Genomic DNA, 19,289 nt, shown 5'->3' on the forward strand with positions numbered 1-19,289 from the left:
TTTCCGAAGGAAATGAGTTATCTGCGGCGGGTGGATACTGACATTATTCTGAATTTTCATTTCAAGGAAACGGCAGTATCCGTGTTCGGTTCCCTGAATGTCGACCGCATTTGGCCAAAATGCGACGGCGCAATGTGCTGATATTCAAACCGTTTGAATCGCAACGCACAATTCTTTCCGCCCATTAATGTTGCGTTATGGAACACCCCGTTTCCTGCAACCCTAACATATTGAAAATAAAAATAATACTACCGCAGGTAACGTGCTGGAAAATTTCAGCGCGGCAAGGCTGCGACCCTCAATAGAGAAAAGCCCGGCAGACATTCGGGAATCACCGCATGTCTGCCGGGCCTTGCGTTTCAGTTCACCAGAAAGTGACGATCATGAACCGGTTTCATTGGCCGGAAAAAGCTTCCAGTAACGCGGTCGGAAAGCGATGCGGCTCTTTTCTGCGGCTGGATGTTCCGCAGGAATTTCGATCTCGACCCGCTCGCGCGCGCCACCCACTTCCAGTTCGACACGCCGCTTGCCGCCCGAACGGCGGCTGGCAACCACCGTGCCTGCGATGCAGCCGCCGCAGCCATCCAGCAATTCGACATCATGCGGACGGAAGAAAAGCTGCGCATCACCATCCGCCACATCTTGCGCCGTCAGGCCGATATTGCGATCCACCAACCAGATTTCGCCCTTTTCAACCCGCACCGGAAGCGTGCTGGACTCGCCGATGAAGCCATAGACGCCGGGGGAATTCGGATTGTCATAGACCTCGTCCGGCGTGCCGATCTGCTCGATACGGCCCTGGCTCATCACCACCACGCGGTCGGCCAGTTCCAGCGCCTCATCCTGATCATGCGTCACGAAAACGGTGGTATGGCCGGTCTTGTCGTGGATTTCGCGCAGCCAGCGGCGCAATTCCTTGCGCACCAGCGCATCGAGCGCGCCGAAAGGTTCGTCGAGAAGCAGGACTTTTGGTTCGATCGCCATGGCGCGGGCAAGCGCCACGCGCTGGCGCTGGCCGCCGGAAAGCTGCGCCGGATAGCGCTTCTCCAGTCCCTGCAGCTGAACGAGATCGAGCAACTCCAGCGCGCGATTGCGAATGGCTTCGCTCGACGGGCGCGTCGCGCTCGGGCGCACCTTGAGGCCGAAGCCGATATTGTCGGCCACCGTCATATGACGGAACAGCGCATAATGCTGGAAGACGAAGCCGACATTGCGCTCCTGAACGCTCTTCTGCGACGCATCCTCTTCACCGAAGAAGATCGTGCCTTCGGTCGGTGTTTCCAGCCCGGCAATCAGACGCAAAAGCGTGGTCTTGCCCGAACCGGAAGGTCCAAGCAGGGCGATCAGCTCGCCGGAACGAATATCCAGCGAGACATTATGCAACGCCGGGAAGCGAGCGAACTCCTTACGCACACCGGCAACACGAACTTCCATTCCCAATCCTTTCCCCTGCCGCTGCGCGGCCATGTTCATTTCTACCGCCTTGCGGACGGCTATCGGTTTAATTTTAATGTCCGTTTCCGCTGCCGGCCAGTTCATCGCCATAGCGCAGTTCCAGCGCTGTCTTGATGGCAAGCGTCAACAAGGCCAGAAAAGCCAGGAGCGACGCCACCGCGAATGCACCGACGAAGTTATATTCGTTGTAGAGAATTTCCACATGCAGCGGCATCGTATTGGTGAGACCGCGAATATGTCCGGACACAACGGAAACAGCGCCGAACTCGCCCATTGCACGCGCATTGCAGAGCAGCACACCGTAAAGCAGCCCCCATTTGATATTGGGCAGCGTCACGTAACGGAAAGTCTGCCAGCCATTGGCGCCCAGCGAAATGGCTGCCTCCTCGTCGCCGGTTCCTTGTTCCTGCATCAGCGGGATCAGTTCGCGCGCAACGAAGGGAAACGTCACGAATACCGTTGCCAGCACGATGCCGGGGACTGCGAACAATATCTCGATCCCATGCCGCGACAGCCACGGGCCAAGCAGGCTGTGACTGGAAAAAAGCAGCACGAAAACAAGGCCTGAAATGACCGGCGACACGGAAAAAGGCAGATCGATCAGCGTCGTCAGCAGCGCCTTGCCCTTGAACTCGAACTTGGCGATGGCCCAAGCAGCTGCAATGCCGAAGGCCAGATTGAGCGGCACGGCGATGGCAGCGACCATGAGCGTTAGCTTTATCGCGGCCCAGGCATCCGGCTCGACCAGTGCTGCCAGATATTCACCTGCTCCCTTGCGGAAGGCTTCAACGAAGACCGCAATGACCGGCAGGATGAGGAAGAGAGCCAGAAAAGCCAGCGCCAGAGCGATCAACGTGATGCGCGTCGGCAGACTTTCGGTGACAGCGCTTCGGCTTTTGCGGGCAGCGGAAGAGACAGGTTCATTCGCCATGACCGTATTTCCTCCGTGTCCACGACTGGATGAGATTGATGAAAAGCAGCATCGCGAAGGAAAGCGCCAGCATCACCGTGGCAAGCGCGGTCGCCCCGGCATAATCATATTCCTCCAGCTTGATGACGATCAGAAGCGGCGCGATTTCCGAGACATAGGGCGTGTTGCCCGCGATGAAGATGACCGAGCCATATTCGCCGACGCCGCGCGCGAAGGCGAGCGCGAAGCCAGTCAGGATGGCAGGTTGCAGGCTCGGCAACAACACCCGCCAGATGGTCTGGAACCGGGATGCGCCAAGGGTTGCCGCAGCCTCTTCGACCTCACGGCTGATTTCCTCCATGATCGGCTGGACCGTGCGCACCACAAAGGGCAGGCCGATGAAGATCAGCGCGATGACGATGCCCGCCCGCGAAAAGGCGATGCGAATGCCGAGCGGGGTCAGCAGGCTGCCGATCCAGCCATTCGGCGCATAGATCGCGGCAAGTGCAATACCCGCCACTGCCGTCGGCAAAGCAAACGGAATATCGACGATGGCATCGACAAATCGGCGCCCTGGAAACCGATAACGCACGAGCACCCAGGCGAGGATGACGCCAAAGACCACATTGACCAGCGCCGCGATGAAGGCGGTGCCGAAGCTCGTTTCAAGCGCCTTCAAGGTGCGCTCATCAGTAATGAGTCGCCAGAAGCCGGAAATCCCGACTTCGCTGGAACGCAGCACCAATGCCGCAAGCGGAATGAGAATGAGAAGGGTCAGATAGGCAACACTGAAGCCGAACGTCAGCCCGAAACCGGGAATGACGCTCGGCTTTCGAAAGTGCGACCCCGCCCTGGCCCGTGCAGGGAGCGAAGACATGCGTTGGTTTGTTCCCTCTTCAGTACTTACTGTTTGCTGCTTGTCCTCGATTTCCGGACTATTTTCCCGGCTTGTAGATCTGGTCGAAGGTTCCTCCGTCGCCGAAATGATAGGGCTGAGCCTTGGCCCATCCGCCGAAAATCGGATCATCGATCGTCACCAGCGTCAAGTCAGGGAACTTGCGCTGCTTGTCGGCTGGAATGACGTCAGGCTTCGACGGACGGTAGAAATGCTTGGCGGCAAGCGCTTGCCCTTCCGGCGAATACAGATATTCGAGATAGGCAGTTGCCAGTTTGGTGGTGCCGTTTTCCTCAGCGTTCTTGTCCACCACCGCGACCGGCGGTTCGGCCAGAATGGACTGCGGCGGAACGACGATGTCGAATGCATCCTCGCCAAATTCCGCGACCGAGAGATAGGCTTCGTTCTCCCAGGCCAACAGCACATCGCCGAGCTGGCGCTGCACGAAAGTGGTCGTCGCGCCACGCGCGCCGGTGTCGAGCACAGGCACATGGCGGAACAGTTCGCCGATGTAATCCTTGATCTTCTGCTCGTCGCCACCGTATTGCTTGTAGGCCCAAGCCCAAGCGGCGAGATAGTTCCAGCGTGCGCCGCCGGAAGTCTTCGGGTTCGGCGTGATGACCTCGACGCCGTCCTTCACCAGATCGCCCCAATCCTTGATGCCCTTTGGGTTACCCTTGCGCACGAGAAAGACGATGGTTGACGTATAGGGCGCCGAATTGTTGGGCAAGCGCTTGCGCCAGTCCTTGTCGATCTTGCCTGAAAGCTCAGCGATAGCATCGATATCGCTTTCCAGCGCAAGCGTGACCACGTCGGCCTTGATTCCGTCGATCACCGACCGCGCCTGCTTGCCCGACCCGCCATGGGATGCGCGAATGGTGACAGTTTCGCCGGTTTCCGCCTTCCAGTGGGCGGCAAAAGCGGCGTTGTAATCCTTGTAGAGTTCACGCGTCGGATCGTAGGATACGTTCAGAAGCGTCTGATCTGCAAAGCCTGGCCGAACTGTCCCGGCCAGCGAAGCCGCAGCGACCAATGCCGCCAATGTGAGCGAAAATCTCGATATCTTCATGACCGCCTCCATGGTTCATTGGTCAAGACAGTATCAGAGCTCTTTGAAGACAGGATGCCACAAGCCGGTCGTTATTTGAAACGACTTCGAAAAATCTGCTCTTTTCCTACGCGGCATCGGGAAATATTTTTTCCATTCGACCTGCAAAACTGCCTTCGGACGCAAAGTTCAAAGCGTTTCCCATTGAAGCCGTAAAGGAACCGGCAGCCCATGCAGGCGAGGCCCGGACTGGGGTTGCGGGGGCAAGTATTCATCCGGGCCTCGGCCAGTCTCGCGACCGGCAGACTAACAACGGGCGAAACCTGTTTCGGTTGCAGGAAATCAGTTACGGTCGATTATTTTTTGCAGTCGAGTTGCAGCCATATCGAGCGCACCAAGCGCTCTCTTGAACTATGCCGCCGAAGAGTTACTTTCCCTGTATCGATTGACTGACCAGAGGATTTTCCGACCATGGCATATTGCAGGCGCTATATCGGCGCTCTTTTCGTGATTGCGACAGGCCCGGCAATGCTGTTCGCACCTTCTGCATCAGCGCAAGCCCAGAATCTGAACCCCATTGAGCGGGTCGATTACATATGCGAGCGCGGGGTCGTCGTGCCTGTCACCTATATCCGCAACGGCAGCGCTCCCGAATTTGCCGTGCTCGATGCCGAGGGCAAGATGATTGCGCTGCAATGGCACGACAATCTCAAAAAGTATGTCGCCATTGATGAGCAGGACAGCTACCGCTGGAGCGATAAGGACGGACAGGCCGTGCTGAGCCATCTCGAAGCCGATCACACGGCCAAGGAAGTGACGCTGCTGTCGGCGTGCCGTTCGGACGATCCGGAAGAATAGGAGATCCCCGTTACGGGACGAGGTAATGCTTGTCCCATTGGTTGTGGGGCACTTCGTCACCGATATCGTAGCGGAACGAAACGATATTAATATGGTCTTCGTCCGTCTTGCAGACGAAGGACAGCTTGTACCAATGCTCGCGACTGCGGAAGGCCGCACCATCGGCCCTGATGGAATTCTTCCTGGTTACCGGGTCAGAAAAGGCATAGGCCAGAACCTTGTCGACCGAAAACTTCTGTTCCCGCGTGATGCGCTCCATGGCTTCCACATCGCAACGCTGCTCAAGGCGGGTTGCCGGATCGAGCTTCTCAAGCTGGGCCTTTTCAGAGGCGTTCATCGCAAAAGACGGGGAAAACGCCGCATCGAAAAGGAATAGACTGGCAACAGCGGATGCGGACAACAGAACGGGCATGAATTTCATCGGACTTTCGGGAACTCCTCGGCACTCACATTATCGGTGGTGATAGTAGCCATGATTTGCGGCAATGTACGGATCATCACCGGAAACTTATCGAAGGCCAACCGTAAAAACCGCCATCCCCCAAATTTATCTTCGCATACGGCTATTTGGGCTCACTCTTCCACATAGGTCCGATTGCGCCCTCCTTTCTTGGCGGCATAGAGGACTTTGTCGGCCCTATCGACTGTTTGCCAGAGATCCCCCCGCTCCGGCAGACGGACACAGCCAATGCTGCAGGTGACACTGGTTTCCTTGGATAGGCGCTGGAAACGATGTCTCTCGATATTCTGCCTCACCCCTTCCATAAGCTGGAGGACATTATCAGCGTGCATCTCGTCGAGACAGATCACGAATTCCTCACCACCGGTACGGGCAATCAGCGGCCGTTCGCCGATGAGCCTGCGCAGGATTCCGGCAAACTCCTTCAGGACGGCATCGCCCGCCGCGTGACCGTAAGCATCGTTCACCGCTTTGAAGTAATCGATATCGCAAACAGCGACCCAGCCGGATACGCCCTTTTTCGCCTGCGAAAGCGCATTGTAACGTATTTCCAGTCCGCGCCGGTTGAGAAGTCCGGTCAGGGGATCGCTGTCACGTTCGTGTGACAGCACACCGATACGGTCATAACCGGCGGCAGCCAGCAATACGAAGCCTAGAACGACCGCTGCGATGGTGGTGGAAAACACTGTCCATTGCCAGAAGGCCGTAACCGCGAAATTGGCAACATTCTCGTCGTCCACCAGGGATTGTATCGTCAGTAGCGTGCGCGGAATGAAATGCAATGCCACGAGAACGAGCGTGACAAGCAGGAGACGATCTATCAGGGCGCCTTTTGCCAGTCTGCGCAATCGCCAGGCGAAGACCAGAATCATAGCAGCCATGCCAAAATTCAGAATATAGACACGCGCAACAAGATTCCGGTCGATGTAAAAGAAATACCCGATACCCCCGATGATCAGAGCGAAGCTGATAGCAACAAACAACCAGGAAATATCCATATCCGAGCGCAGCAGGATACCGCGGCCGCCCGCCAGAGTACCGGCCACATAAAGGGTCGCCGAAACAAGCGTGTTCAGGCCGACATCGCCCGGCACAAAGGCCAATTGCGACAACATGGCGATACCGATGAACATAAAACCCAGGCTGCACCAAACAAGTATCCGGCGTTCACGATCGGAAATCCACGTGATCGCGAGAGCCATCGAAAACAGAAGCAGAACGGCGGGCAGCACGAATTTCATATAAATCGGACGCGAAACTTGCAATTTTTGGGAGAAGACTTATCGCGCCCTCTAAAGAAAATTACAATTGCGTAAATTAAAACTTCCTGGTTGACCAGCTATGCGTGCTGGGCAGGACTGCAGACATGACCATCCGGCTGCATGTCGCAATCCGCCGCTTTCGCTCTTGATTTCATCGGGCTGTCCGTGTTTGTAACCTGCAAACATTGCCGTGATATGCGCTATCATATGCGCCACGCAGTCCCGTCGCGAAAGGAAGAGACATGAAGCCCGTTTTCCTGCAACTGCAGTGCACGCCCGGCAAGACCTACGAAGTCGCCGATACGCTCTTTCAGCGTGAAATCGTCTCCGAGCTTTATTCCACCAGCGGCGAGTTCGACCTTCTGGCCAAGATCTACATCGCCGAAGATCAGGACATCGGCAAGTTCATCGCCCAGAATGTCCTCGACATTCCCAATATCGTTCGCTCGCTGACGACGCTGACCTTTACGGCGTTCTGACACGCGCTCGCTTCATCGCTCCCGACCGGTAAAGGTTTGATTCACCATTAACGAATTATCATGTCGGCAAAGGGAACCTCTGCTTGCGCTCGCGCATTTCTTGCGTGAAGGGCTTACCTCAAAAAGGAGGCAGCGAGACAGGTGATGAACGATCTTGGACAGCGGCGGGTATTGGTGGTGGAAGACGAGATTTTCGTCGCACTTGACGTCGCCGCGACTGTCGAGGATGCCAACGGCACCGTGCTGGGTCCGGTGGGTACCGTCCGGCAGGCGATCGATATCATCAACCGCAATGAAGTCGACGCAGCCATTCTCGATGTAAACCTTGCCGATGGCGATGTGGAAGCGGTGCTGGACCGGTTAAAGAGCCGCGACATCTTCGTGGTCATCCATACCGGGGGCGGATTGCCTGCCCGTCTGGCGGACCGCTATCCGGAAGTGCCGGTTTTCCAGAAGCCGATCCCGCCATCGGTGCTGACACGCACGCTGGCTTCCGCCCTCGCTTCGCATATGGTCTGACGAGGCAGGATGCGGCAGACATCTCCCGATTTTGCAACCGTGCTGAAGGAAGTCGAGGCCGATGCAGATCAGGCGGACCACGGCCGCCGTCCGCAATTCGGGTTTGCGTCGGCCGTCTTTTCCGCTGACTTGGACAACGCCCCGATGCCGCCCCGCCAGCCGGACAATCTGGATAGCCTGTTCGACGTCGAAGACCTGCCGGAGACTGGACCAGCGCCTGAACAGGAAAGGCAGGCAATAGAAACGCGCATGCAGAAACAGTCACCGGATGCGATCCGCCGGGAGCTGGACCTGCGCCCTGACCTGAAACGCGCAGAATTGCAGCAACGACGCCGCAGCTTTGCCGCCAGCAACCATCCCGACCGCCTGCCGGAAGAGTTTCGCCCTGCCGCAGAACAGCGGATGAAAACGGCAAATGCCCTGCTCGATACCGCCATGGCCACGGCGTCCACTTAAAGCCAAGCAATTTCCTTACGTTTTCAGCGCAAAATCTTTTGCCTTATAACAAGAACGTGCTAGATTGCCCTGTCTGTGCCTGCGAAAGCTGTCGCACGCCGGAACCCTTTCCGTTGTCCGCAAGTCTGCAAACGGTCTCGCTGCTCTCCCCGTACTCCGGGCAAAATGGGCGATATGGGGCAATTTGCGCTTTGCCCAGCGGGGGCGGTTCTGTCATAGCGGTTACAATTAGAATAGTTCCTAAAAGGTTTGAAAATGCCTCCTTATCGTTCGCGTACAACCACCCACGGTCGCAACATGGCCGGCGCGCGCGGCCTATGGCGCGCCACCGGCATGAAGGATGAGGATTTCGGCAAGCCGATTATTGCCGTGGTGAACTCGTTCACCCAGTTCGTGCCGGGCCATGTGCATCTGAAAGACCTCGGCCAGCTCGTCGCACGCGAAATCGAAAGCGCTGGCGGCGTGGCAAAAGAATTCAACACCATTGCGGTCGATGACGGCATCGCCATGGGCCATGACGGCATGCTCTATTCGCTGCCGTCGCGTGAACTCATCGCCGACTCGGTCGAATATATGGTCAATGCGCATTGCGCCGACGCGATGGTGTGCATTTCCAACTGCGACAAGATCACCCCCGGCATGCTGATGGCCGCGCTGCGCCTCAATATCCCGGTCGTGTTCGTTTCCGGCGGACCGATGGAAGCGGGCAAGGTGGTCTGGGACGATTCCGTCAAGAAGCTCGACCTCGTGGATGCGATGGTTGCCGCTGCCGACGACCACTACACTGACGATCAGGTCAAGGCAATCGAGCGCTCCGCCTGCCCGACTTGCGGCTCCTGCTCGGGCATGTTCACCGCCAATTCGATGAACTGCCTCACCGAAGCGCTGGGTCTGTCGCTGCCGGGCAATGGCTCGACGCTCGCAACCCATGCCGACCGCAAGCGCCTCTTCGTGGAAGCCGGTCATCTGGTCGTCGATCTCGCGCGGCGTTATTACGAGCAGAACGACGAAAGCGTGCTGCCGCGCTCGATTGCAAGCTTCCCGGCTTTTGAAAACGCCATGACGCTCGACATTGCCATGGGCGGTTCGACCAATACGGTTCTGCATCTGCTTGCCGCTGCACAGGAAGCCGAGATTGACTTCACCATGGCCGATATCGACCGCCTGTCGCGTCGCGTGCCGGTCCTCTGCAAGGTCGCGCCTGCCGTCGCCTCCGTTCATATGGAAGACGTGCATCGCGCTGGCGGCATCATGGGTATTCTGGGCCAGCTCGAAAAGGCGGGCCTCATCAACACCGATCTGCCGACCGTCCATAGTGAATCCATGGGTAAGGCGCTCGATCATTGGGACGTCACGCGCTCCAATAGCGAGATGGTGCACAAGTTCTATAGGGCTGCTCCCGGCGGCGTGCCGACGCAGGTTGCCTTCTCTCAGGAGCGCCGCTTTGACAGCGTCGATTCTGACCGTGAAAAGGGCGTCATCCGTTCCAAGGAACATGCCTTCAGTCAGGACGGTGGTCTGGCGGTACTTTACGGCAATCTGGCCGAAGACGGCTGCATCGTGAAAACGGCAGGCGTGGACGATTCCATCCTGAAATTCTCCGGCCCTGCCCGCATCTTCGAGAGCCAGGATTCGGCTGTGCTCGGCATTTTGAACGGCAAGATCAAGCCGGGCGACATTGTGCTGATCCGCTATGAAGGCCCGCGCGGCGGCCCCGGCATGCAGGAAATGCTCTACCCGACCAGCTATCTGAAGTCGAAGGGCCTCGGCAAAGCCTGCGCGCTCATCACCGACGGACGTTTCTCGGGCGGCTCTTCGGGCCTCTCCATCGGCCATGTCTCGCCGGAAGCGGCTGAAGGCGGCACCATCGGCCTGGTGCGCGAAGGCGATATCATCGATATCGACATTCCGAACCGCAAGATCCACCTCGCTGTTGATGATGCAACGCTGGCAGAACGCCGCGCCGAGCAGGATGCAACCGGCTGGAAGCCAGCAGAGGAACGCAAGCGCAAGATTTCCACGGCGCTGAAGGCCTATGCCTCAATGGCAACCAGTGCTGCCAAGGGTGCGGTCCGGAAATTGCCGGATTGATTCCATTACGAAGTATTTTATTAAGGGCTCTTCGGAGCCCTTTTTATTTTTTTGGGAGACTGGAAATCATGAATTTTAGAACAATGCTTTTTGCATCTATATCAACGTCGCTGTTGTCAATTGCACCGGCACAGAGCCAGGAATTAACCAAGCAAGATTATCTAGCACTCCCTGCAAAATCTTTGAAAAATTTTCAATGTGCAATTCTCATCCAGAACATGGGAACTGCAATAAATCCATCTGCCTCGTCCTACCTTTTGTCGTCCAGTTTTACACAAAAGGCTTATGAGCTCGGCAAGCAGTATTATGAGGCGCTGGAAAGCAACAAGATTAGCGTCATGGACCTCACGCTTGACATGCCTTCAGAGTTTAAACTGGATACGGTTGCGATCATGGCCCGAGATCAGCAAGAAGTCATTGCTTTTAAGTTAGGCCGTATCTCGGTCAAAGCGACTGCTGACCTTCTTTACAAGGTTGGAGCCGTGACTGATGAGGGCGAAGTCGACACCTCCAAGTTCAGACAGAAATCTCCAGAACTTCTGGATGAATATTGCGATTTCGCGGGATTGAACATGCCTGCTCCCATGCTGGAGAAGCTGCAGCAGGATCTCAAATCATCGATTCAGGACTAAGCACAACGACTATTACTGAAGGACCTTCTCCACCGCCGGCATCAGATCGTTCTTCACCGACTCCGGCGTAAACGGCCCCACATGCTTGTAGACAATCTTGCCGTCCTGATCGACGAGGAAGGTTTCCGGCACGCCGTAGACGCCCCATTCGATGGCTGAACGCCCGACGCGGTCGGCGCCGACGGCAGCAAAGGGATTACCGAGATCGCCGAGGAAACGGCGCGCATTTTCCGGCTGGTCCTTGTAATTGAGGCCAACCACGCGGACGCGCTCATCCTTGGCGATTTCCATCAAGAGCGGATGCTCCTGACGACAGGGAACGCACCACGATCCCCAGACATTCACCAGTGTGAGCTTGCCCTTAAAATCTTCGCTGTTGAGGCCGGGAACAGGCACGCCATCGCGCAGCAGACCTTCGACAGGCGGCAGGTTCGTCTGCGGCGCCTGTTTGCCGATCAGCGCGGAAGGGATCGTCGTATTGTCCTTGCCCGACAGAAGCTGGACGGCAAATACCGCCGCCAGTCCGACGAAAATTGCCAGCGGCAAAAGGGCAACCCATGTGGAGCGCTTTTTCGGCGCGACGGGTTTCTCGGTCGTTTCGGTCATTGTGCTTTACCGGGGGCTTTTGCAGAACGGCGGCGCACGCCCTGCACTTCCAGCCGTTTCAATTCGTTTTTCTGGATGCGCTGATCGATCAATATCCAGCCGATGATGATGACAAGCGCTGCTGCCGTGATGCCATAGGAGGCCAGAACAAAGCCGAGATGGTTCATATTACACCCTCCTGTGTCTTGGTCTTGCGGTCGGCATTCCGTGCGGCAAGCTTTTTCATCGACGCCACGCGGCGGCGCCAGATTTCATTGCGCATGGCCATCATGTGCAGCGTGAAGAACAGAAGCGAAAAGCCGATGGCCATCACGAAAAGCGGACGCAGCATGGATGCATCGATGGTGGGGCCGTCCATGCGGAACACCGAAGCCGGCTGGTGCAGCGTGTTCCACCAGTCGACCGAGAATTTGATGATCGGAATATTAATGAAGCCGACCAGCGTGAGCACGGCCACCGGCCTGGCGCTTTTCGCCGGATCATCCATGGCGCGCGACAGCGCGATAATGCCGAGATACATCAGGAACAGCACGAAGACCGAGGTCAGCCGCGCATCCCACACCCACCATGTACCCCACATCGGCTTGCCCCAGAGCGAACCGGTGGCAAGCGCAAGCGCGGTGAAGACGGCGCCGAGCGGAGCGGCTGCGCGGATCGAGACATCGGCCAGCGGATGCCGCCAGACCAGCGTGCCCAGCGCCGACACCGCCATGATCGAGTAGCACATCATGGAAAGCCATGCGAAAGGCACATGGATATACATGATGCGGACCGTCATCCCCTGCTGATAGTCCTCCGGCGACTGGAAGAAGACCATATAGAGGCCAACCGCCAGAAACAGTACCGAAAGCCCGGCCAGCCACGGCAAGACCTTGCCTGCAAAGGCAAGGAACCGCGTGGGATTGGCCAGATCGAGCCAGCTCGTGGTTTTAACGGCATCTTTGGTCATGTCTTTTTCCATGGCCTATATTTACCTTCCACCCCTGTCCCGTTCAATTGACCGTAATCAACTGCGTCAATCCGCCGAACTTTTCAGCGCTGCGCTCGCGGCCAGCGGCCCAAGAACGGCAAAGAACAGGGTGAGAGCGGCCAAAATGAGAAAGGGCGCCAGAAAGGGCGCATTGTCTACTGTCGCTCCATGCGAAGCTGATACACCGAAAATGAGCACCGGAATGGTGAGCGGCAGAACAATCACCGACACCAGCAACCCGCCGCGCGGCAGCGCTACGGCAAGGGCTGCACCCACAGCGCCGATGAAGGCAATGGCGGGCGTTCCCACCAGAAGCGTCAGCGATGTTGCGCCGATTGCCGTCGCCTCCATATTCATGAACAGGCCGAGCATGGGCGATGCGATCACCAGCGGCAGCACACTTGCCACCCAATGGGCCGCGCATTTCACAAAAACCGTGAAGGCCAGCATGTGACTGTCCGCGCCGATCAGCAGCAGATCGAGCGAACCATCCTCCCGGTCTGCCTGAAACAGCCGATCGAGGCCGAGGAGCGTTGCCAGCAACGCACCGATCCACAGCATGGCGGGGCCGATCCGCGCCAGAAGGTTGAGGTCAGGCCCGACGCCGAAGGGCATGACGGCAATGACCGCGAGGAAGAACAATATGCCGATCAGCGCGCCGCCACCGGCGCGGAAACTGAGGCGCAAGTCTCTCAGGAAAAGTGCCAGCATCAGGCGCCCTCACCTGAATAGGCGGCCATGTCGAGCGTGCTGACACCAATACTTCTTTCCAATGCAGTTTCGGACGGGAAACCGGTTTCCACTTTCCCTGAAACTGCATCCAAGCCCAACGGAATATGCGTTGCAGCGACGATCATGCCCCCTTCTCGCATATGGCCGCGCATGATTTCTGCAAAGCGGGCTTCCGACGCCTTGTCGAGACCGGCGGTCGGCTCGTCCACGATCCAGAGCGGACGATGGCTGACCAGAAGCTTGGCGATGGAAACACGGCGCTTCTGCCCCGTCGACAGATAGCCGAACGGCAGATGCTCCACACCGGGCAGATCGACGGCTTCCAGCGCCTCATCGATCTCCGCTTGCGCGGCGCCGTTGAACTTCTGCCAGAAGGACAGGTTCTCGCGCACGCTGAGCGCCGGTTTCATCGCATTCTGGTGTCCGAGATAATGGCAAGCGGCACGCACCGGCAGAACCGTGCCGTCGTCGCTCAATTTCACCTTTCCGGCTTCGGGCTGAAGCAGGCCGCAGATGATTCGCAGCAACGTGGATTTGCCCGAACCATTCGGTCCGGTCACCACCAGCGCCTCGCCTTCACTGAGAGCAAAATACAGGCCAGCGAAAATCGTTTCGCCGCCTCTTTCGCCCGCCAGATTTTCGGCTTCCAGCCGCATTTTATACCTCTAAGCCCCGATGGATAATTGCCAGACCAATAGAACCGGAGCCCCGAAATATCCATGGAAAGGCATCGCAACATTTCGCCGCAAGGGGCCGAATTCACGATATTCTGTCTGGAATCGTTTTAGAAAACTCTCTATATGAGGGCTACCACGCCAGCGGTCGGCGTGGAAACCATTTTTGGCCGATCTCAAACACTTGGCGCCCGTAAGGACCCAGGCTTCGGGACGGACAGCGGAAATGACTGCACCCGCACCTTGGCGCGTCCTTGAAACGCTAGCCTAGGCGTTCGTCCTGGTTTTCCGGCCAGTAGCATGAAGGACGAACGCAGTGTCGCACATCGACAGCTTTAAATGCCGCAAAACCCTTACCGTGGGTGGTAAGGATTATGTTTATTACAGCCTGACCGAAGCCGAAAAGAACGGCCTTGAGGGCGTTTCCAAGCTTCCATTCTCCATGAAGGTTCTGCTCGAGAACCTGCTCCGCTTTGAGGACGACCGCTCCGTCAAGAAGTCGGATATCGAAGCTGTCGCCAAGTGGCTGAACGATCGCGGCTCTGCCGGCGCAGAAATCGCCTACCGCCCGGCCCGCGTGCTGATGCAGGACTTCACCGGCGTTCCCGCCGTCGTTGACCTCGCAGCCATGCGCGACGGCCTCAAGTCGCTCGGCGGCGACCCGGAAAAGATCAATCCGCTCGTTCCCGTCGATCTCGTCATCGACCACTCGGTCATCGTCGACGAATTCGGCAATCCAAGCGCGTTCAAGGCCAATGTGGACCTCGAATATCAGCGCAATGGCGAACGCTACCGCTTCCTCAAATGGGGTCAGCAGGCATTCAAGAACTTCCGCGTCGTTCCTCCGGGCACCGGCATCTGCCATCAGGTGAACCTCGAATATCTGGCCCAGGCTGTCTGGACCAAGGAAGAAGACGGCGAAACTGTTGCCTATCCTGACACCTGCGTCGGCACCGACAGCCACACCACCATGGTCAACGGCCTTGGCGTTCTGGGCTGGGGCGTCGGCGGCATCGAAGCCGAAGCGGCCATGCTCGGTCAGCCAGTTTCCATGCTTCTGCCGGAAGTCATCGGCTTCCGCCTCACCGGCAAGCTCAAGGAAGGCGTGACCGCGACCGACCTCGTTCTCACCGTAACGCAGATGCTGCGCAAGAAGGGTGTTGTCGGCAAGTTCGTCGAGTTCTTCGGCGCAGGCCTTGAAAACATGACGCTCGCCGACCGTGCGACCATCGGCAATATGGCACCCGAATACGGCGCGACCTGCGGTTTCTTCCCGGTCGATCAGGAAACGCTTGCCTATATGCATATGACCGGTCGCGACGAGCACCGTCTTGAACTGGTCGAAGCTTACTGCCGTGCGCAGGGCATGTGGCGTGAAAGCGGATCGGCTGATCCGGTCTTCACCGATGTTCTCGAACTCGACATGGGCGATGTCGTTCCGTCAATGGCTGGCCCGAAGCGCCCGGAAGGCCGCATTGCGCTGGAAAACATCGGCTCCGGTTTCGCCACCTCGCTCGAAAACGAGTACAAGAAGACCACCGGCCAGACCACACGTTATGCCGTCGAAGGTGAAGACTATGACCTCGGCCATGGCGATGTGGCAATTGCCGCCATCACGTCATGCACCAATACCTCGAACCCGAGCGTCCTGATTGCAGCCGGTCTTCTGGCACGCAATGCGGTTGCCAAGGGCCTCAAGTCCAAGCCATGGGTCAAGACCTCGCTTGCCCCCGGCTCGCAGGTGGTTGCCGCCTATCTCGAATCCGCTGGTCTCCAGAAGGATCTCGACGCGCTCGGCTTCAATCTCGTCGGTTTCGGTTGCACGACCTGCATCGGTAACTCCGGTCCGCTGCCTGCACCGATTTCCAAAGTGATCAATGAGAAGGGCCTGATCGCGGCTGCCGTTCTTTCCGGAAACCGCAACTTTGAAGGCCGTGTTTCGCCGGACGTTCAGGCCAACTATCTGGCTTCGCCGCCGCTCGTCGTCGCTCACGCTCTCGCCGGTACGGTCACCAAGGATCTGACCAAGGAGCCGCTCGGCGAAGACAAGGACGGCAACCCGGTATTCCTGCGTGACATCTGGCCTTCCTCTCAGGAAATCCAGGATTTCATCGCCAAGAATGTTACCCGCAAGATTTTCTCGGAGAAATATGCGGACGTATTCAAGGGCGATGCAAACTGGCAGGCCGTTCAGGTTCCCGCAGGCCAGACCTATGCATGGGACGACGATTCGACCTATGTGCAGAACCCGCCTTACTTCGTCGGCATGGGCAAGTCGGCAGGTCAGATCGGCGACGTCAAGGGCGCCCGCGTTCTGGGCCTCTTCGGCGACAAGATTACGACCGACCACATTTCGCCTGCCGGTTCCATCAAGGCGCAGTCGCCGGCCGGCAAGTATCTGCTGGACCATGGCGTCGGCGTTGCAGACTTCAACCAGTACGGCACGCGTCGCGGCAACCATGAAGTGATGATGCGCGGCACCTTCGCAAACATCCGTATTCGCAACCACATGCTGGGCGAAAACGGACGTGAAGGCGGCTACACCATCCACTATCCGTCGAAGGAAGAAATGTCGATCTACGACGCGGCCATGGAATACAAGGCCGAGGGCGTGCCGCTCGTCGTCTTCGCAGGCGTCGAATATGGTAACGGTTCGTCGCGCGACTGGGCGGCCAAGGGTACCAACCTGCTTGGCGTCAAGGCTGTGATCGCGCAGTCCTTCGAGCGTATCCACCGTTCCAACCTCGTCGGTATGGGCATTGTGCCTTTCGTCTTCGAGGAAGGCACGAGCTGGCAGACGCTCGGCCTCAAGGGCGACGAAATCGTCACCATCGAAGGTCTGGCCGATGTGCGTCCGCGTCAGAAGGTCGAAGCCTCCATCACCTATGCCGACGGCTCGGTGAAGAAGGTTCCACTCATCTGCCGCATCGATACGCTGGACGAGCTCGACTACATGAAGAACGGCGGCATCCTGCAAACCGTTCTGCGTGACCTCGCCGCTTAATCGGCAAAAGCATAAAAATCAGAAGTCGCCGGAGAAATCCGGCGGCTTTTTTATTTTGGACTGGACACGGAACCTATCGGCCCGAACGGATCATTTCCCTGATTTTTACCGCTTTTTCAAAGTGATCGAGGGTATGGGTGTTGATCCACCACTCGGCAGCCTCCATGAGCAATTCCGGCTCCGTGTTCCTGTTGGCAAAGAAGGCATAGAACGAAATACCGACCAGTTCGCCCTTTTTCGCTATCTTCTCATCGCAGATAGCGATGGCTTTTTCTCTCAAGCTCGATCTCATGTTCAACCAGTCTCTTTTCCGCACGATCCGTTGTGAGCTAATTTTGAAAAGAGTTTCGCGACCTCTGCGAATCTCACCGCAACGTGAATTCCTATTGATTGCAGGACTTCTTACATAATAGATGTCAGCGACAATAATTGCAGGATGAAACGAAGTGATACTCCACGCCCCTCTCTATGGGACAGGTCCATGGCTTACCGGCGAGCATTTGCCCGGCTGGCGTAGCATCTGTGCCGTTCTGGGGCTGGCTTTCACCGGCTGCATCTCCATGCAGGGACAAGCCAAGGCACAGGACAGCAGCAAGAAGACCGCAGTTCTGGAGCTTTACACCAGCCAGGGCTGCAAGTCCTGCCCCCAGGCTGACCAGAATTTCGCGAAATATGCCGACGATCCCAATGTTCTGGCACTGTCGTTTCACGTCAATTACTGGGATTATATGGGATGGCGCGATACGCTTGCCACCCAGGAGAACACCGACCGGCAGAACGCCTATCGCAATTCCTTCAATGCGCGCATGATCTATACGCCGCAGGCCATCATCAATGGCACGGCGGAGGTCAACGGGCGCGACAGGGAAGCCGTTCAGGCACAGATTGCGGCCAACAAGCTGGATGTGCCGGTTTCGATCACACAGCTCGATGACGGGCGCCTATCCATCGAAATCGGCGCAGGCAAGAAACCAAAGGCCCCTGTGCATGTGGTGCTGTTCTATTTCCGTGATTCCGTGACTATCCCGATCACGGAGGGTGAAAATGCCGGTCAGGCCGTCACCTATCGCAACACCGTCCGCGATACCAATACGATCGGCATGTGGGATGGCAAGCCACTGAAAATCGAAATCCCGGCTTCGGAACTGAAACGCAAGGACGTTTCGGGCTGTGCCGTGGTGCTGCAGGAAACCCGCGACGACAACACGCTCGGCCCCATCCATGGTGCCGGCATGTTCAAGCAAAAGAAACCAGTCGGCCTCTGAGCCTTCAGCAAGCCTCATCGCTCTCGCGCGATTTATAGCGAGAAACGCGTCCGATCAGATCGAACAGATTTTCCTTTTGGGCTGATGCCGTGCCGGGCTTCTGCATAGGGCTTATGGGCGCGTGTTGCAACTTGGTTCAGCGGAAGCTGGAAAAGGTTGGTTCGGCTCGGGCAGTCCTTTGGGCGGGGGGCTTGGGGTCGGACATACCCGAACCGAACCGTCTCAGGCAACGTGTAGATGCTGAAGCCATAATCAGGCTGGAATGCGAAACTGACAAGGCGAAAATGTGGCCGACAATCACCATTGCAAACAGGCATTCTCTTTTCGTGAATAACTAATATTTGGCCTCCAGTCCCTATTTATTGGGGTTTTTTCCAGTGAATAATCAGCGGTTGAAATCGGCCCGCCGAAGCCTCCCCTTGAAATTGCTTCACAAAAGCATCACCCTGTTGTCATGCGCCGGTTCGGTTCGCTTCTTCGCCATTGCCGAATATCCAAACCGGTTGCGCGCAGTTTGTTTATGAGCCTGCCCGATTTTCGGTCCGTGCTCTGCAAAAGGCTGAAAGGAAGGAAATGGATACGTCAAGCGCAGCGAATGAGGATTTGTCATCCCCTTCTCCCTCGTCTGCTTCGCCAAAGGTCATTCCCCTCGACCGTGCGCGATCTGCTCCCGTCAGTTTCAACCGGCACGAACTCGGCAAAATCCTGAATATCTATGGCCGCATGGTCGCCTCCGGCACGTGGCGCGATTATGCCATCGACCATCTGGCTGACCGCGCCGTGTTCTCCATCTTTCGTCGGGCAAGCGAGATACCGCTTTTCCGCATCGAGAAGAATCCGAAGCTGGCGCAGAAGCAAGGCGCCTATTCGGTCATCGCCGCAAGCGGGCTTATCATGAAGCGCGGCCATGAGCTGGAGCGCGTCCTGCGCGTGTTCGACAAGAGCCTCAAGCTTGTCGAAAGCTGAGCCTTCG

21 protein-coding genes are annotated in these 19,289 nt (G+C 57.3%); 9 read left to right on the forward strand and 12 right to left on the reverse strand.

The genetic code is table 11. The annotated features are described in order from the left end of the window. Positions 1 to 381 precede the first annotated feature (381 nt). From JNC70_RS02775 to JNC70_RS02790, 4 genes are all read right to left on the reverse strand, one after another. Positions 382 to 1,434 (reverse strand): sulfate/molybdate ABC transporter ATP-binding protein, encoded by a 1,053-nt coding sequence (locus JNC70_RS02775; RefSeq protein WP_104757196.1) that lies wholly within the window; start codon positions 1,432 to 1,434, stop codon positions 382 to 384. Between the two features lie 73 nt (positions 1,435 to 1,507). After that, on the reverse strand, positions 1,508 to 2,386 hold the full coding sequence (gene cysW / locus JNC70_RS02780; protein ID WP_104757140.1) for a sulfate ABC transporter permease subunit CysW: 879 nt from the start codon (positions 2,384 to 2,386) through the stop codon (positions 1,508 to 1,510). Next, positions 2,376 to 3,242: a sulfate ABC transporter permease subunit CysT gene (cysT, locus tag JNC70_RS02785; RefSeq protein ID WP_104757141.1), complete on the reverse strand. Its 867-nt coding sequence runs from the start codon at positions 3,240 to 3,242 to the stop codon at positions 2,376 to 2,378. Before cysT ends, cysW begins: the two co-directional genes overlap by 11 nt. A 58-nt stretch (positions 3,243 to 3,300) precedes the next feature. Continuing rightward, on the reverse strand, positions 3,301 to 4,329 hold the full coding sequence (locus tag JNC70_RS02790) for a sulfate ABC transporter substrate-binding protein (protein ID WP_104757142.1): 1,029 nt from the start codon (positions 4,327 to 4,329) through the stop codon (positions 3,301 to 3,303). A gap of 450 nt (positions 4,330 to 4,779) precedes the next feature. Between JNC70_RS02790 and JNC70_RS02795 the strand changes: the two genes are divergently transcribed. Further along, positions 4,780 to 5,166: a hypothetical protein gene (locus JNC70_RS02795; protein ID WP_104757143.1), complete on the forward strand. Its 387-nt coding sequence runs from the start codon at positions 4,780 to 4,782 to the stop codon at positions 5,164 to 5,166. Positions 5,167 to 5,176: 10 nt separating this feature from the next. On the opposite strand, the gene JNC70_RS02800 is transcribed toward JNC70_RS02795, so the two are convergent. Then, a complete protein-coding gene (locus JNC70_RS02800) occupies positions 5,177 to 5,587 on the reverse strand; it encodes a DUF930 domain-containing protein (protein ID WP_104757144.1) in 411 nt (136 codons plus the stop codon). Positions 5,588 to 5,739: 152 nt separating this feature from the next. Then, entirely contained in the window at positions 5,740 to 6,867 is a 1,128-nt protein-coding gene (locus JNC70_RS02805; protein WP_104757145.1) for a GGDEF domain-containing protein, read from the reverse strand. A 263-nt stretch (positions 6,868 to 7,130) separates the two neighbouring features. Between JNC70_RS02805 and JNC70_RS02810 the strand changes: the two genes are divergently transcribed. The 5 genes from JNC70_RS02810 (at position 7,131) to JNC70_RS02830 (ending at position 11,065) form a co-directional block, all read left to right on the forward strand. Beyond that, positions 7,131 to 7,367 carry an Lrp/AsnC ligand binding domain-containing protein gene (locus tag JNC70_RS02810; protein WP_104757146.1) on the forward strand — a complete coding sequence of 79 codons (237 nt, stop codon included), beginning with the start codon at positions 7,131 to 7,133 and terminating at the stop codon, positions 7,365 to 7,367. A gap of 144 nt (positions 7,368 to 7,511) precedes the next feature. Then, positions 7,512 to 7,886 carry a response regulator gene (locus JNC70_RS02815; protein WP_104757147.1) on the forward strand — a complete coding sequence of 125 codons (375 nt, stop codon included), beginning with the start codon at positions 7,512 to 7,514 and terminating at the stop codon, positions 7,884 to 7,886. A gap of 9 nt (positions 7,887 to 7,895) precedes the next feature. After that, entirely contained in the window at positions 7,896 to 8,342 is a 447-nt protein-coding gene (locus JNC70_RS02820; protein WP_104757148.1) for a hypothetical protein, read from the forward strand. Between the two features lie 255 nt (positions 8,343 to 8,597). Then, positions 8,598 to 10,433 (forward strand): dihydroxy-acid dehydratase, encoded by a 1,836-nt coding sequence (gene ilvD / locus JNC70_RS02825; protein WP_104757149.1) that lies wholly within the window; start codon positions 8,598 to 8,600, stop codon positions 10,431 to 10,433. 68 nt (positions 10,434 to 10,501) lie between these two features. Further along, positions 10,502 to 11,065, forward strand: a complete 564-nt coding sequence (locus JNC70_RS02830; protein WP_104757150.1) for a hypothetical protein — start codon at positions 10,502 to 10,504, stop codon at positions 11,063 to 11,065. Between the two features lie 12 nt (positions 11,066 to 11,077). On the opposite strand, the gene JNC70_RS02835 is transcribed toward JNC70_RS02830, so the two are convergent. From JNC70_RS02835 to ccmA, 5 genes are all read right to left on the reverse strand, one after another. Further along, positions 11,078 to 11,671 carry a DsbE family thiol:disulfide interchange protein gene (locus JNC70_RS02835; RefSeq protein ID WP_374788541.1) on the reverse strand — a complete coding sequence of 198 codons (594 nt, stop codon included), beginning with the start codon at positions 11,669 to 11,671 and terminating at the stop codon, positions 11,078 to 11,080. Continuing rightward, positions 11,668 to 11,838, reverse strand: coding sequence for a heme exporter protein CcmD (gene ccmD, locus JNC70_RS02840; protein WP_104757152.1), 171 nt, complete (start codon positions 11,836 to 11,838; stop codon positions 11,668 to 11,670). Before ccmD ends, JNC70_RS02835 begins: the two co-directional genes overlap by 4 nt. Then, complete coding sequence (locus tag JNC70_RS02845; protein WP_208623491.1) at positions 11,835 to 12,620, reverse strand: heme ABC transporter permease; 786 nt, start codon at positions 12,618 to 12,620, stop codon at positions 11,835 to 11,837. Before JNC70_RS02845 ends, ccmD begins: the two co-directional genes overlap by 4 nt. 66 nt (positions 12,621 to 12,686) lie before the next feature. Next, positions 12,687 to 13,352, reverse strand: coding sequence for a heme exporter protein CcmB (gene ccmB / locus JNC70_RS02850; protein WP_104757154.1), 666 nt, complete (start codon positions 13,350 to 13,352; stop codon positions 12,687 to 12,689). Then, on the reverse strand, positions 13,352 to 14,029 hold the full coding sequence (gene ccmA, locus JNC70_RS02855) for a heme ABC exporter ATP-binding protein CcmA (RefSeq protein WP_104757155.1): 678 nt from the start codon (positions 14,027 to 14,029) through the stop codon (positions 13,352 to 13,354). Before ccmA ends, ccmB begins: the two co-directional genes overlap by 1 nt. A 334-nt stretch (positions 14,030 to 14,363) precedes the next feature. On the opposite strand from ccmA, the gene acnA reads away from it, so the two are divergent. After that, on the forward strand, positions 14,364 to 17,051 hold the full coding sequence (acnA, locus tag JNC70_RS02860; protein ID WP_104757156.1) for an aconitate hydratase AcnA: 2,688 nt from the start codon (positions 14,364 to 14,366) through the stop codon (positions 17,049 to 17,051). A 73-nt stretch (positions 17,052 to 17,124) separates the two neighbouring features. Here acnA and JNC70_RS02865 read toward each other — a convergent pair whose 3' ends face one another. Then, positions 17,125 to 17,343 (reverse strand): DUF6500 family protein, encoded by a 219-nt coding sequence (locus JNC70_RS02865; protein WP_104757157.1) that lies wholly within the window; start codon positions 17,341 to 17,343, stop codon positions 17,125 to 17,127. Positions 17,344 to 17,581: 238 nt separating this feature from the next. Between JNC70_RS02865 and JNC70_RS02870 the strand changes: the two genes are divergently transcribed. Both JNC70_RS02870 and JNC70_RS02875 read left to right on the forward strand, forming a co-directional pair. Then, positions 17,582 to 18,316: a DUF1223 domain-containing protein gene (locus tag JNC70_RS02870; protein ID WP_104757197.1), complete on the forward strand. Its 735-nt coding sequence runs from the start codon at positions 17,582 to 17,584 to the stop codon at positions 18,314 to 18,316. 573 nt (positions 18,317 to 18,889) lie between these two features. Beyond that, positions 18,890 to 19,282, forward strand: coding sequence for a DUF2794 domain-containing protein (locus JNC70_RS02875; protein WP_104757159.1), 393 nt, complete (start codon positions 18,890 to 18,892; stop codon positions 19,280 to 19,282). Positions 19,283 to 19,289 lie beyond the last annotated feature (7 nt).

It is taken from the genome of Brucella oryzae (assembly GCF_041929965.1).
In the GTDB taxonomy this organism is placed as follows: domain Bacteria; phylum Pseudomonadota; class Alphaproteobacteria; order Rhizobiales; family Rhizobiaceae; genus Brucella; species Brucella oryzae.

Excerpts from the sequence above, each read along its gene's own strand:
- JNC70_RS02775 (WP_104757196.1), bottom strand. The coding sequence starts at position 1,434 with ATGGAAGTTCGTGTTGCCGGTGTGCGTAAGGAGTTCGCTCGCTTCCCG.
- cysW (WP_104757140.1), bottom strand. The coding sequence starts at position 2,386 with ATGGCGAATGAACCTGTCTCTTCCGCTGCCCGCAAAAGCCGAAGCGCT.
- cysT (WP_104757141.1), bottom strand. The coding sequence starts at position 3,242 with ATGTCTTCGCTCCCTGCACGGGCCAGGGCGGGGTCGCACTTTCGAAAG.
- JNC70_RS02790 (WP_104757142.1), bottom strand. The coding sequence starts at position 4,329 with ATGAAGATATCGAGATTTTCGCTCACATTGGCGGCATTGGTCGCTGCG.
- JNC70_RS02795 (WP_104757143.1), top strand. The coding sequence starts at position 4,780 with ATGGCATATTGCAGGCGCTATATCGGCGCTCTTTTCGTGATTGCGACA.
- JNC70_RS02800 (WP_104757144.1), bottom strand. The coding sequence starts at position 5,587 with ATGAAATTCATGCCCGTTCTGTTGTCCGCATCCGCTGTTGCCAGTCTA.
- JNC70_RS02805 (WP_104757145.1), bottom strand. The coding sequence starts at position 6,867 with ATGAAATTCGTGCTGCCCGCCGTTCTGCTTCTGTTTTCGATGGCTCTC.
- JNC70_RS02810 (WP_104757146.1), top strand. The coding sequence starts at position 7,131 with ATGAAGCCCGTTTTCCTGCAACTGCAGTGCACGCCCGGCAAGACCTAC.
- JNC70_RS02815 (WP_104757147.1), top strand. The coding sequence starts at position 7,512 with ATGAACGATCTTGGACAGCGGCGGGTATTGGTGGTGGAAGACGAGATT.
- JNC70_RS02820 (WP_104757148.1), top strand. The coding sequence starts at position 7,896 with ATGCGGCAGACATCTCCCGATTTTGCAACCGTGCTGAAGGAAGTCGAG.
- ilvD (WP_104757149.1), top strand. The coding sequence starts at position 8,598 with ATGCCTCCTTATCGTTCGCGTACAACCACCCACGGTCGCAACATGGCC.
- JNC70_RS02830 (WP_104757150.1), top strand. The coding sequence starts at position 10,502 with ATGAATTTTAGAACAATGCTTTTTGCATCTATATCAACGTCGCTGTTG.
- JNC70_RS02835 (WP_374788541.1), bottom strand. The coding sequence starts at position 11,671 with ATGACCGAAACGACCGAGAAACCCGTCGCGCCGAAAAAGCGCTCCACA.
- ccmD (WP_104757152.1), bottom strand. The coding sequence starts at position 11,838 with ATGAACCATCTCGGCTTTGTTCTGGCCTCCTATGGCATCACGGCAGCA.
- JNC70_RS02845 (WP_208623491.1), bottom strand. The coding sequence starts at position 12,620 with ATGACCAAAGATGCCGTTAAAACCACGAGCTGGCTCGATCTGGCCAAT.
- ccmB (WP_104757154.1), bottom strand. The coding sequence starts at position 13,352 with ATGCTGGCACTTTTCCTGAGAGACTTGCGCCTCAGTTTCCGCGCCGGT.
- ccmA (WP_104757155.1), bottom strand. The coding sequence starts at position 14,029 with ATGCGGCTGGAAGCCGAAAATCTGGCGGGCGAAAGAGGCGGCGAAACG.
- JNC70_RS02865 (WP_104757157.1), bottom strand. The coding sequence starts at position 17,343 with ATGAGATCGAGCTTGAGAGAAAAAGCCATCGCTATCTGCGATGAGAAG.
- JNC70_RS02875 (WP_104757159.1), top strand. The coding sequence starts at position 18,890 with ATGGATACGTCAAGCGCAGCGAATGAGGATTTGTCATCCCCTTCTCCC.